This window comes from Terribacillus saccharophilus (assembly GCF_046592595.1).
GTDB lineage: Bacteria > Bacillota > Bacilli > Bacillales > Amphibacillaceae > Terribacillus > Terribacillus saccharophilus_C.
In genome coordinates this window covers 40,460-51,813 of sequence record NZ_JAWVPF010000012.1, presented here as the reverse complement: position 1 = coordinate 51,813, position 11,354 = coordinate 40,460, and the positions used below count along the sequence as shown (strand labels likewise).

Genomic DNA, 11,354 nt, shown 5'->3' with positions numbered 1-11,354 from the left:
CTGATAAAGATCAGGGATTTTTTTATATGACGGAATGAAGTTGATGGGAGAATTGCCACTGAGGTTCCACCTCTTGGATTTCAAATCGATGTATGGCTTTGATTAGTTGGATATACAACTCTTGCTCCATGTCTTCTTTCCATGCATATGGCGCGGAACTGCTGAGTTTTCGGATCTTTGGCTGAAACCGTATAAGCATAGCTTCCAGTGCGTCTTTATCTTCCGCCTTTGCTTTGATTGTAAGTTCAAGCAGTGTATTCAATGTTAGTTTCCTCCTTTTTGAATTTGTTCGATGAGCGCCTGCAAGGTTTGCTCCAGGCGCTTGATGTTTTGCTCAAGCCGTATAAGCAAATAAAACGAGACTACAATAGGAAAGCCAAGGTTGCCAATCATGGAAATAATGGTTTCTGTCGTCATGGCGCGTCTCCTTTCGGTAAAACTGAGCGGAGTTTCCTAAGTGCAGATTGGATTGACTTTGAAACTGCTTGCTGGGAGATATCCAGTGTCTCAGCAATTTCCGTATGAGTAAGCTGATGAATAAAATGGAGTTCTAAATATTCCTTCTGTTTATTAGGCAAGTCCTGAATAGCTGTTAAAAGGGCAGGGTCGTGTATGGCCTGTTCCCAGCTGTATACAGTCTGATCTTCCCTGGCTACAAGCATGTCCTTTTTGCTCGTTTCTTGTTCTTCACCTGCAGGCTGATCCAGAACAGCTAATTCTCTGCCTTGATGTACTGCTGCTTGTTTACTGTAATTTCTCGCATAATAACTTAGTGTCATCGTAAGGTAATTGGTTAGTTGTATTTCTGTATAAAATCGCTGAAATGCAGAATTTAGTTTTTGTATATTTGCCTCGGAAGGATATCGTTCTGCTTGTTCGTAAACAATGCGGTGCTGTTCATCTTTCAGGAATCCTTGCATCAAGGCTGCATTTGGATGGAATTTTCCTGGTTCGGGTTTTTCCTCGCTGCACATCATTATGTTCCCCCTTTCAACCAAAAACGAACATATGTTCTATTTTAGTGTAAAAAAAATCAGCCTTTTTGAAAAGACTTTTTCGGATAGTCCCAACCTGCTTGTCCATTTATGCTGCCTGCTGCAGTTTTCATTAGCAAGTTTCCTCTTTCTCCTATACTTTATAAAAGGTAATCCGTACCTCATATGACAACGTCAATACGTACAAACCGTACAAACAACATCTTTGCCAGTTGAACATAAACTGAGACTACAAGATTGGCAGGTATGAAGTTCGTTAGTTTAGGAGAAACTAACCTAACGGAGGTGGAGAAGGATGAGCAAAAGCTGTTTATGCGGTATTTGTGACCAGGAGAAACAAGAAGGTATACATCTTTATCGCTTATTTATCTGCAGGGAATGTGAACAGAAAATTGTGCAAACGGAACCGAAGGAAGTTCAATACCATTATTTTGTTAAGAAACTTCGCAACTTGAATCAAATGACATTTCATTAAAGCCTGTGCCAGGCTTTTTTCTTTTTGTATGTGTGCGTATAATAAGTGAAAAAGCTCAAAGGAAGAATGAAATGAATCAGTTACATACGCCGCTATACGATAAGTTGGTACAGTTTGCTAAACAAGATCCAATATCGTTCCATGTGCCAGGACATAAACATGGAATGCTATTTGATGAGGAAGCATTCTTTCAAACTGCTGGATTGCTGGATCAGACAGAGCTGACAGGTTTGGATGATTTGCATGCTCCTGAAGGAATCATAGCAGAGGCGCAGGAGTTGGCTGCGTCCTATTTCGGGGCAAAGCATACACGATTCTTAGTCAGTGGGAGTACAATTGGAAATATAGCGATGATTCTCGGAAGCCTGAAAAGAAATGAAATAGTCTTAGTGCAGCGCAACTGCCACAAGTCGATATTAAATGGATTGGAGCTTGCTGGAGTAAAGCCTGTTTTTTTGGCACCTGTATATGATAAAGAGAAAGAGAGATATACCCATCCTGCACAAGAAACAATACAGATGGCGATTACAAGGTATCCGGAGGCAAAGGCACTCATTTTGACGTATCCAGACTATTTCGGAACAGTATTCGATTTGAAAGAAACCGTGAAAATGGCCCATAAAAGCAGAATACCTGTATTAGTAGATGAAGCTCATGGAGTGCATTTAAAGATTGCTGAGACACTTCCTCTAAGCGCATTAGAAGCTGGAGCAGATGTTGTTGTCCAGTCCGCTCACAAAATGGCACCTGCGTTTACGATGAGTTCCTATCTTCATTTCAATAGTGAGTATATCTCCATTGCCTCTATTGATCGTTACTTGCGGATGCTGCAATCCAGCAGCCCATCCTATATGCTGCTTGCTTCACTTGATACAGCCAGAAAGTACTTGGCTACTCGTACAGCACAGTATATGGATGGGCTTCATACAGCAGTCGATGCATTCCGGGAACTACTTTCTGCGTCGGACCTCTGGGAAGTGGAAAGACAAGACGGTGACTGGCTGAAGATTGTGTTGCGTGTTAAGCCAGGCTATCAGCCGAGGCAGCTTGCCAATATGCTGGAGGCATCCGGTATTTATCCGGAATTAGTAACGGATCGGCATATTTTACTTGTCCATGGATTGAAAGCACTAACAGATAAAGATTTAGATCGCATCAGGACAGCTTTAAAAGATATGAATGCACCAGCTTCTATCAATCCTGCCCGAGCAGCTCATCTTTTCTCTGAGCCGATACAGGAGCTTGCCATAAGCTATGCAGAAATGGAAGAGCAACGGCCTGTTTTTACAGATTGGGATGAAGCTGTCGGCTGTATCGCAGCAGAATCGATCATTCCTTATCCGCCGGGTATACCGGTACTGGCAAAAGGAGAAATCGTTACAAAACAGCATGTGGAAATGATACAATTATGGAAGAATAACAGCATCTCTTTTCAAAATGAACAGATTGAAAAAGGAATGCTTACGTATAGAGGCACAAACGAAGGAGAATTATTTTGACAGGATTGTTTATTACGCTGGAGGGCGGAGAAGGTGCGGGTAAGACATCCGCAGTGCCGCTTTTGACAGCTCGTTTAGAAGAACAAGGCTATCAGGTGCTTGCCACTCGTGAGCCGGGCGGGATCGAGATAGCGGAAGCAATTCGAGCAGTAATTCTGGATCCAGCCAATACGAGCATGGATGGACGTACAGAGGCACTGCTTTATGCAGCTGCCAGAAGACAGCATCTGGTGGAAAAGGTGTGGCCGGCGCTGAAAAAGGGAATGATTGTACTATGCGATCGTTTTGTGGACAGCAGTTTGGCTTATCAGGGCTATACACGCGGTCTTGGGATGGAGGAAGTGATGGAGATCAATCGATTTGCCGTTGAATCTACCATGCCGGATTTGACATTATTCTTTGATATTTCCCCAGAAGCAGGATTAGCCCGAATTTCGGAGAATAAAGGTAGAGAACAGAATCGGTTGGACTTGGAGGCATTATCCTTCCATGAGAGTGTTTATGAAGGGTATCAGATTCTTCGGGAACAATACAAGGACCGCTATGTGACACTTGATGCTTCCAAACCGCTTGCTGATGTAGCTGAAAATGCTGTGCAAGCGATCATGGCTTTTTTAGAAGACAAAGAAAAGTGATGGAAAAGACATGGAGGAGGAAATAAGATGAAACTAGTATTAGCAATTATTCAGGATAAAGACAGCAACAGATTGACAGATGCACTCGGGGATCAGAATTTCAAGACGACTAAGCTATCCACGACTGGAGGCTTCCTAAAAGCGGGGAATACGACACTTATGGTCGGTTGTGAGGATGATCAAGTAGATGATGTGCTTGATATCATCAAGGACAATTGCAGTCAGCGCAATCAGATGGTGGCACCGATATCCCCGATGGGAGGCAACGCGGATTCTTATATCCCGAACCCTGTCAAAGTAGAGGTTGGCGGAGCTACTGTTTTCGTACTTCCTGTCGATTCCTTTATAAAGTTCTAAACAAAGGAGACAATACTGTTGAAAATCGGTCCGGATTTACGTGCACAGCTGGATGCTGCACGTAAGAATACGACACAGGCACCAGCTGAGCCGAAAAGGTTCCAGGATCTGGTGCAGTCCCAAAGCAGGAAACTGCAGGGACAGGAGCTGCAGCAGCTGATCACGGACATTACCAAGCAAGGGGAACGGCTCGCGCGTACGCGTTCGTTCCGGGAGCTTGCTTTGTATAAACGTAAGATTAAAAAGTTCATGGAAGATGTGAAGGACAACGGGATGGAGCTGCATCATGAGCATTCCTGGAACCAGCATGGGTCCCGGAAGCTCACAACAGTGCGGTTGATCGATGAGAAACTGATGGAGCTGACAGAAATCCTGATGGATCAGGAGAAGCAGCAAATCGGTGTCCTCGGTCTGATCGGAGAGATCAAAGGGCTCCTATTCAACCTGTACACGTGAAGTAACTGATAAAGGAAGAACGTTATGATAAATTGGGCTGACATGTCTACAAAACAGCCTGTTGTCAGTAAGATGCTCGTCAACAGCCTGAAACGCGACCGTATTTCTCATGCCTACATATTCCAAGGATCGCGTGGAACTGGCAAATCAGCATTAAGCCGCTTGTTCGCCAAGAGTATCTTTTGTAAAAACCGCAGGGTCGCAGAGCCTTGCAATGCATGTAAGGATTGCCGCCGCATCGATTCTGGCAATCATCCGGATCTTCACTGGATCGTTCCGGAGGGGGCCTCGATAAAAAACGATCAGATTCTCCAGCTTCAAAAAGAATTTTCCTATACAGGTATGGAATCTGATCGCAAGGTATATGTAATGGAAGACGCAGATAAAATGACAGCCAATGCATCCAATCGACTGCTCAAGTTTCTTGAGGAACCAGGTGCCCATACAACAGCGATCCTATTGACGGAAAATAGTCAGGCGTTGCTTCAGACAATTCAATCAAGATGTCAGATACTCGCACTGCAGCCTTTGCATGAAGGACAGTTCGAGGAATTGCTGATTTCGGAAGGATTGCCGCAGTCAACAGCCCGACTTTTGTCCCAGCTGACGCAGAATTATGAGGAAGCAATAGAGATTTCCGGTCAAGAGTGGTTTGCTAAAGCGCGAAAACTAGTGGTACAATTAGTAGAAGTGCTGGAAACCAGGCCTAACGAAGCGCTTTTGTTTATCCATAGTCAATGGATGCCTGTGATGAAGGATCGCGAGCTGCAGCAGCTGGCGTTACATCTGCTATTATTGTGGTTTAAAGACATTATCTATCTTTATGCTGACAGGCCGGATTCCATTATCTATATACAGGAGAAAGACAGGCTTGAAAACAGCCTTCGCCATTGGACGAGGCAGCGGGCTACTGACAGCTTGCAGTCCGTTATGGAAGCGAAACGCCAATTAGACCAGAATGTCCATCCTGCACTTGTTATGGAAAAATTAACACTTCAGATGCAGAGGTGAATGGGTAGATGCAAGTCATTGGTGTCCGTTTTAAAAAGGCGGGTAAAATCTATTACTTCGATCCAGGCAAACTTTCGGTTGCTTTGGACGATTATGTTATTGTAGAGACTGTTCGCGGCGTAGAATTCGGACGAGTTGTGCTTGCAGATAAGCAAGTGGATGAAGAGGATGTCGTCCTTCCTCTGAAAAAGGTTATTCGTATCGCAACAGACAAAGATAAATTTACCGTGGCGGAAAATACAGAGAACGCTGCGCAGGCACATAAGGTTTGTGAGAAGAAGATTCGGGAGCATAAGCTCGACATGAACCTGGTCGAAGTCGAATATACTTTCGACCGAAATAAAGTCATCTTTTACTTCACAGCAGACGGCCGGGTTGATTTCCGGAACCTCGTGAAGGATCTGGCTGCAGTCTTCAAGACTAGAATCGAGCTCAGACAGATTGGAGTACGGGATGAAGCGAAGCTGCTTGGCGGTATTGGTCCGTGCGGCAGAATGCTATGCTGCTCCACTTTCCTGGGAGATTTCGAGCCGGTGTCAATCAAGATGGCAAAGGATCAGAATCTATCGTTGAATCCAGCGAAGATTTCCGGTTTATGCGGACGGCTGATGTGCTGTCTGAAGTATGAAAATGATGAGTATGAAGAGGCGAAACGTGAGCTTCCGGATTTGGGTGAAGCGATTCGGACTTCCTACGGATCGGGTAAGGTAGTCGGCTTGAACATTTTGGAACGGTTGATTCAGATTGAAGTGCCGGAAAAGGAACGGGTTATCGAGTATACCTTAGATGAACTGATCGAAGAAGGAGTTATCTCAACGCAAGCCATGGAATAATGGGGTGGAGAGACGGTGAACAAGAAGGAAATACTGGAGCATGTCACACAGATGGAAGAGCAAATCGGGCAGCTGTACAAGCAGCTGGGCGATGTAAAGGGTCATGTAGCGGAGCTATTGGAAGAGAATAACCGTCTGACGGTAGAAAACCATCACCTGCGCAATCGTCTGGATGGTCAAGCTGGTCAGGAACAGAAAGCTGGCAGTAAAGCCGCACCGTCAAAGGATGCACAGATTGGTGAAGGGTATGATAACCTGGCACGACTATATGAAGAAGGGTTCCATATCTGTAATGTGCATTTCGGCAGTCCGAGACGTAATGAAGATTGCTTGTTCTGTTTGACGTTCTTGAATAAGAATAAATGATGTGGCGGCCTTTCTTACACTTAGTAGGGAAGGCCCTTTTTTGTAAAAAATCAAGAAGGGAATTAAATGTATGGTGGAACTAAAAGGAGATGAGCGGCTGGATTACTTGCTTGCAGACGAAAATATGCGCATAATCCAGAGCCCGACTGTATTCGCCTTTTCATTAGATGCAGTACTCCTGGCTAATTTTGCATCGATCCCAATTGCAAAAGGAAGAATAATGGATCTATGCTCCGGTAATGCTGTGATTCCTTTATTGCTAAGCAAAAGGACAAAGGCACAGATAACAGGTGTTGAAATTCAGGAGCGCCTTTATGATATGGCAGAACGGAATGTGGCACTGAATGGGCTTGGAGATCAAGTAAAAATGATTCATGGTGATTTGAAAGAGATGCCAGCTATGTTTGGAAATGGTCCTTTTGATGCGATTACATGTAATCCTCCTTATTTTAAGACACCAGGCAAAAATGAGCAGAATCTGAATGAGCATTTGACGATTGCCCGGCATGAGATCATGTGCACATTGGATGATGTTATCCTGGCATGCCGCAAACTTGTTAAACCAGGCGGTAAGGTCAGCCTTGTCCATCGCCCGGATCGCCTGCTGGATATTGTCACCAGCATGCGGGAGCAGAAAATTGAACCAAAACGGATGCAGCTTGTCTATCCGAAACCTGGGAAAGAAGCAAACATCCTCCTTATAGAAGGTGTTCGTGATGGCAATCCTGGTTTGAAGATTCTGCCGCCGCTGTATTCTCATAAGCAAGGTGGAGGATATACGGAAGAATTAGAGGAAATCCTTTATGGCAGCAAATGAGCATATGGTCTATATCCTGAAGTGCAAGGATGGAAGTCTTTATACCGGATATACTAACGCGCTCGCGAACCGTTTGAAGCAGCATGCTGCTGGTAAAGGGGCAAAATATACAAAAGGCAGGGGTCCATTCATCCTTGTTTATATCCAAAAATTCGATACCCGGCAAGCTGCCCTGCGAGAGGAATACAGGATCAAGCAGCTTCCGAAATATCGAAAGTGGGCGCTTGTCCAGGAAGGAGGAAAGCCGTATGCAATCACAGAAAAGCTTTGAAAATCATCAGACAGGCACACTGTTCATCATTCCGACGCCTATTGGCAATCTGCAGGATATTACGCTAAGGGCGTTGGAGACTTTAAAGCAAGTACATACTGTCGCTGCAGAGGATACACGTAATACAAAGAAATTGTTCAACCATTTCGACATTCCCACACCGCTTATCAGTTATCACGAGCATAACCGGAAAGCGAGGGAGCAGATGCTTCTTGATTTGCTGGAAGAAGGGAAAGATGTGGGGCTGGTAAGCGATGCAGGTATGCCGGCAATCAGCGATCCTGGACAGGAGTTGGTCCAAGCAGCTGCTTCAGCGAATTATCCGGTGGTCGTACTGCCGGGAGCAAATGCTGCGCTTGTCGCATTAGTTGGATCAGGCCTTTCCACAGACGCGTATCAATTTTATGGATTCCTGCCGCGGAAAAAGAAGGAATTAACAAAAGAATTGGAGAAGCTGCGGAAAGTGGCGGCAACTCTGATCTTCTATGAAAGTCCGCATCGCTTGAAAGAGACACTTGCTGGCTTGCAGGAGGTTTTTGGGAACAGAAGAATCGCACTTGGCAGAGAGCTGACAAAGCGGTATGAAGAGTTTCTGCGAGGAACCATACAAGAAGCATTGGAATGGGCTTCTTCCGAAACAGTGAGAGGTGAGTTCTGCCTAGTTGTAGATGGAGCCTCGGAATCAGAACAGGTAGAGGAAGTCGAGAGTTTTTGGCAGGATATGAGTGTGCAGGAGCATGTTAACTGGTATATAGAGAATGAGGACTTACCCTCAAAGCAAGCGATCAAGCAAGTAGCTGTAGATCGTCAGCTTCCTAAGCGGGACGTGTACCAAGCTTATCATGTTGAATAAAAGAAAAACCGCTCCAGAACCGGAGCGGTTTTTTATTATTTGTTAAGACGTGTTTGGATTTCGTTGATTAGCTCTTCTGCACCTTCGCGGCTAAGAACTAGTTTACCGTTAGCCAAAGACAAGTTGTCATCGGAGATCTCGCCAGTGATATGGCAAGTCATATTTGGTTTATATTTTTTAAGGATGATGCGGTCATCGTCTACGTAGATTTCCAAAGCATCTTTTTCGTTGATTCCTAGTGTGCGGCGCAATTCGATTGGAATAACAACTCTTCCCAATTCGTCGACTTTACGTACAATACCTGTTGATTTCATATAATGTTTCTCCTCTCGGGTGTTTATATATGTTTATTCGTCATTATTCGACAATTTAACTATTGCTTATCGTACCAGTGATTGACATAAGTGTCAATTCAAAAATCTTGCAGTTCAGCATGTTGCTGCCAGCAAAAACAGAATAAAGGGAATATGGTAGGCTTTTTGTACTATTATAATGGATGTATATGTAAAATAAGTAAATTAAATAGGGATATCCGAATAGAAAGATGATAGGAGGGATATGTCGAATACTCGACATTATTCGACACATTTGTCATATATGTCGGAATAACATCATATAAATACGTATATATACTCATTTTTATGTCGCAATCAACAAGAAAAAATTTCTGCTGGATTGGAATTTATGTCGGAAAGTCGCTACAATAGAGATATGTGTAATAGCGATACGAGTAGCTCACGCTGGTGGGCTTTTTTCTTAATGGAGGGTAAGCAGATGCAGAAAGAGAATAAAACGTTTTATATTACTACGCCGATCTATTATCCGAGTGGCAAGCTGCACATCGGACATGCCTATACGACAGTAGCTGGGGATGCGATGGCTCGCTATAAGCGTCTGCGCGGATATGATGTCGCGTATTTAACGGGTACGGATGAGCATGGTCAGAAAATCCAGCGCAAAGCAGAAGAGCAAGGTGTGACGCCGCAGCAATACGTGGACAATATCGTTAAAGATATCCAAGCTCTATGGAAAACACTTGAGATTACAAATACTGATTTCATCCGCACAACAGAACCGCGCCACAAAGAAACAGTACAGAAAATCTTTTCCAGGCTTTTGGAGCAGGATGATATTTACCTGGATCAATACGAAGGCTGGTACTGTACGTCCTGTGAATCCTTCTTCACGGAAACACAGCTGGACGAGGGCAGATGTCCGGATTGCGGCGGCCCGGTCGATCGTGTGAAAGAGGAATCCTATTTCTTGCGGACTAGTAAATATGCTGACCGCCTGTTGAAGTATTATGAAGAAAATCCTGAATTCATCCAGCCAGTGAGCCGGAAGAATGAAATGATCAACAACTTCATCAAGCCTGGTCTGGAAGACTTGGCCGTTTCCCGTACATCATTTGAATGGGGACCGAAAGTGCTGGAGAATCCGAAACATGTTATTTATGTATGGCTGGATGCGCTATCCAACTATATCACGGCCCTCGGATATGGTTCTGATGATGACAGTCTTTATCAGAAATACTGGCCGGCGGATGTACATTTGATGAGTAAGGAAATTGTCCGTTTCCATACAATTTACTGGCCGATCATGCTGATGGCACTGGATCTGCCGCTGCCGAAGAAAGTATTTGCACACGGCTGGATCCTGATGAAAGACGGCAAAATGAGTAAATCAAAAGGGAATGTCGTGAGCCCTGTCGATTTGAAGGATCGTTATGGTCTTGATCCGCTTCGTTACTACTTGCTTCGTGAAGTGCCATTCGGTGCAGACGGTGTGTTCACGCCGGAAGGATTCGTCGACCGCACGAACTTTGATTTGGCAAATGATCTAGGCAACTTGCTGAACCGTACAGTAGCTATGATCAGCCAATATAAAGAAGGTATTGTGCCGGCTTATGTTGCTGGAGAGACGGAATTCGAGCAAGCTTTGGAAGAAATGGCGAAACAAACTGTCAAAGACGTAGAAGACGGAATGGAGAACATGGAATTCTCTGTTGTTCTTGCGAAGATTTGGCAGCTAGTCAGCCGTGCAAATAAATACATCGATGAAACGAAGCCTTGGGTGCTGGCCAAAGACGAAGCGCAAGCAGATCGCCTTGGAAACGTGCTTGCCCACCTTGCAGAAGTGCTGCGCCAAGTGGGTATCCTGCTTCGTCCATTCCTTGTCGAAACACCAGCGAAGATTTTTGCACAGCTTGGTGTAGAAGAATCAAGCCAGGACTGGGATACGCTTTTGACAACAGAAGTGAAGGCAGGCCGTCAAGTGAAGAAAGAAGGCCCAATCTTCCCTCGTCTGGATACAAAAGTAGAAGTGGAAGCAATCAAGAACATGATGAAAGTTCCTGAACCAGAGAAAAAAGCACAGCCGAAAAAGGAGCAGGAAGCGGCTAAGCTTCCGGAAGTGCAGTATGAGGACTTTGCGAAGCTAGAATTCCGCGTGGCGGAAGTTATTGCTGCTGATAAAGTGAAGAAAGCGGATAAGCTACTGAAGATCCAGCTTGATTTGGGAACAGAGAAGCGTCAGGTTATTTCTGGTATTGCAGAGCATTATACACCAGAAGAGCTTGTTGGCAAAAAAGTGATTTGTGTTGTGAATCTGAAGCCGGTTAAACTTCGCGGGGAGATGTCCGAAGGGATGATTCTTTCCGGGGAAAGTGCGGACGGTAAGCTTGCACTGGCAACAGTGGAGTCAGATTTGCCGAATGGATCAATCGTAAAATAATAAACGAGGGGGAGACGCTTGCACGCAAGCGTTTTTCCTTTTTTAACAGTTAG

Annotated in this window: 16 protein-coding genes; 12 read left to right on the top strand and 4 right to left on the bottom strand. The window is 44.7% G+C overall.

All coding sequences use genetic code 11. The annotated features are described in order from the left end of the window. Positions 1–22 precede the first annotated feature (22 nt). The 3 genes from SFC25_RS17440 to SFC25_RS17430 are packed head-to-tail and all read right to left on the bottom strand — an operon-like array spanning position 23 to position 977. On the bottom strand, positions 23–262 hold the full coding sequence (locus SFC25_RS17440; RefSeq protein WP_411216476.1) for a helix-turn-helix domain-containing protein: 240 nt from the start codon (positions 260–262) through the stop codon (positions 23–25). A 2-nt stretch (positions 263–264) separates the two neighbouring features. Then, entirely contained in the window at positions 265–417 is a 153-nt protein-coding gene (locus tag SFC25_RS17435) for a YvrJ family protein (RefSeq protein ID WP_084160723.1), read from the bottom strand. Further along, on the bottom strand, positions 414–977 hold the full coding sequence (locus SFC25_RS17430) for a sigma-70 family RNA polymerase sigma factor (RefSeq protein WP_411216475.1): 564 nt from the start codon (positions 975–977) through the stop codon (positions 414–416). The genes SFC25_RS17435 and SFC25_RS17430 overlap by 4 nt, the downstream gene beginning before the upstream one ends. A 313-nt stretch (positions 978–1,290) precedes the next feature. Between SFC25_RS17430 and SFC25_RS17425 the strand changes: the two genes are divergently transcribed. The 11 genes from SFC25_RS17425 to rsmI all read left to right on the top strand — a co-directional run bounded on the left by SFC25_RS17425 (position 1,291) and on the right by rsmI (position 8,568). Further along, entirely contained in the window at positions 1,291–1,470 is a 180-nt protein-coding gene (locus tag SFC25_RS17425) for a sigma factor G inhibitor Gin (RefSeq protein ID WP_411216474.1), read from the top strand. A 71-nt stretch (positions 1,471–1,541) separates the two neighbouring features. After that, positions 1,542–2,969 carry an aminotransferase class I/II-fold pyridoxal phosphate-dependent enzyme gene (locus SFC25_RS17420; protein WP_411216473.1) on the top strand — a complete coding sequence of 476 codons (1,428 nt, stop codon included), beginning with the start codon at positions 1,542–1,544 and terminating at the stop codon, positions 2,967–2,969. Continuing rightward, positions 2,966–3,604 carry a dTMP kinase gene (gene tmk, locus SFC25_RS17415; protein WP_411216472.1) on the top strand — a complete coding sequence of 213 codons (639 nt, stop codon included), beginning with the start codon at positions 2,966–2,968 and terminating at the stop codon, positions 3,602–3,604. Before SFC25_RS17420 ends, tmk begins: the two co-directional genes overlap by 4 nt. A 27-nt stretch (positions 3,605–3,631) precedes the next feature. Beyond that, positions 3,632–3,961, top strand: a complete 330-nt coding sequence (locus tag SFC25_RS17410; RefSeq protein ID WP_038562504.1) for a cyclic-di-AMP receptor — start codon at positions 3,632–3,634, stop codon at positions 3,959–3,961. A gap of 18 nt (positions 3,962–3,979) precedes the next feature. Beyond that, a complete protein-coding gene (locus tag SFC25_RS17405; RefSeq protein WP_038562501.1) occupies positions 3,980–4,417 on the top strand; it encodes a YaaR family protein in 438 nt (145 codons plus the stop codon). A 24-nt stretch (positions 4,418–4,441) separates the two neighbouring features. Next, positions 4,442–5,428 (top strand): DNA polymerase III subunit delta', encoded by a 987-nt coding sequence (gene holB / locus SFC25_RS17400; protein WP_411216471.1) that lies wholly within the window; start codon positions 4,442–4,444, stop codon positions 5,426–5,428. A gap of 8 nt (positions 5,429–5,436) precedes the next feature. Beyond that, positions 5,437–6,261: a PSP1 domain-containing protein gene (locus SFC25_RS17395; RefSeq protein ID WP_095224685.1), complete on the top strand. Its 825-nt coding sequence runs from the start codon at positions 5,437–5,439 to the stop codon at positions 6,259–6,261. A gap of 15 nt (positions 6,262–6,276) precedes the next feature. Further along, complete coding sequence (yabA, locus tag SFC25_RS17390) at positions 6,277–6,627, top strand: DNA replication initiation control protein YabA (protein WP_411216470.1); 351 nt, start codon at positions 6,277–6,279, stop codon at positions 6,625–6,627. A gap of 70 nt (positions 6,628–6,697) precedes the next feature. Further along, a complete protein-coding gene (locus SFC25_RS17385; RefSeq protein WP_411216469.1) occupies positions 6,698–7,444 on the top strand; it encodes a tRNA1(Val) (adenine(37)-N6)-methyltransferase in 747 nt (248 codons plus the stop codon). Continuing rightward, positions 7,431–7,715 (top strand): GIY-YIG nuclease family protein, encoded by a 285-nt coding sequence (locus tag SFC25_RS17380; protein WP_411216468.1) that lies wholly within the window; start codon positions 7,431–7,433, stop codon positions 7,713–7,715. Before SFC25_RS17385 ends, SFC25_RS17380 begins: the two co-directional genes overlap by 14 nt. Continuing rightward, positions 7,693–8,568, top strand: coding sequence for a 16S rRNA (cytidine(1402)-2'-O)-methyltransferase (gene rsmI, locus SFC25_RS17375; protein ID WP_411216467.1), 876 nt, complete (start codon positions 7,693–7,695; stop codon positions 8,566–8,568). Before SFC25_RS17380 ends, rsmI begins: the two co-directional genes overlap by 23 nt. Positions 8,569–8,603: 35 nt before the next feature. On the opposite strand, the gene abrB is transcribed toward rsmI, so the two are convergent. Then, positions 8,604–8,882: a transition state genes transcriptional regulator AbrB gene (abrB, locus tag SFC25_RS17370; protein ID WP_038562480.1), complete on the bottom strand. Its 279-nt coding sequence runs from the start codon at positions 8,880–8,882 to the stop codon at positions 8,604–8,606. Positions 8,883–9,342: 460 nt separating this feature from the next. On the opposite strand from abrB, the gene metG reads away from it, so the two are divergent. Then, positions 9,343–11,301 (top strand): methionine--tRNA ligase, encoded by a 1,959-nt coding sequence (metG, locus tag SFC25_RS17365; protein WP_411216466.1) that lies wholly within the window; start codon positions 9,343–9,345, stop codon positions 11,299–11,301. Positions 11,302–11,354: the final 53 nt, after the last annotated feature.

Excerpts from the sequence above, each read along its gene's own strand:
- SFC25_RS17435 (WP_084160723.1), bottom strand. The coding sequence starts at position 417 with ATGACGACAGAAACCATTATTTCCATGATTGGCAACCTTGGCTTTCCT.
- SFC25_RS17430 (WP_411216475.1), bottom strand. The coding sequence starts at position 977 with ATGATGTGCAGCGAGGAAAAACCCGAACCAGGAAAATTCCATCCAAAT.
- SFC25_RS17425 (WP_411216474.1), top strand. The coding sequence starts at position 1,291 with ATGAGCAAAAGCTGTTTATGCGGTATTTGTGACCAGGAGAAACAAGAA.
- SFC25_RS17420 (WP_411216473.1), top strand. The coding sequence starts at position 1,542 with ATGAATCAGTTACATACGCCGCTATACGATAAGTTGGTACAGTTTGCT.
- SFC25_RS17410 (WP_038562504.1), top strand. The coding sequence starts at position 3,632 with ATGAAACTAGTATTAGCAATTATTCAGGATAAAGACAGCAACAGATTG.
- holB (WP_411216471.1), top strand. The coding sequence starts at position 4,442 with ATGATAAATTGGGCTGACATGTCTACAAAACAGCCTGTTGTCAGTAAG.
- SFC25_RS17395 (WP_095224685.1), top strand. The coding sequence starts at position 5,437 with ATGCAAGTCATTGGTGTCCGTTTTAAAAAGGCGGGTAAAATCTATTAC.
- SFC25_RS17385 (WP_411216469.1), top strand. The coding sequence starts at position 6,698 with ATGGTGGAACTAAAAGGAGATGAGCGGCTGGATTACTTGCTTGCAGAC.
- SFC25_RS17380 (WP_411216468.1), top strand. The coding sequence starts at position 7,431 with ATGGCAGCAAATGAGCATATGGTCTATATCCTGAAGTGCAAGGATGGA.
- rsmI (WP_411216467.1), top strand. The coding sequence starts at position 7,693 with ATGCAATCACAGAAAAGCTTTGAAAATCATCAGACAGGCACACTGTTC.
- abrB (WP_038562480.1), bottom strand. The coding sequence starts at position 8,882 with ATGAAATCAACAGGTATTGTACGTAAAGTCGACGAATTGGGAAGAGTT.
- metG (WP_411216466.1), top strand. The coding sequence starts at position 9,343 with ATGCAGAAAGAGAATAAAACGTTTTATATTACTACGCCGATCTATTAT.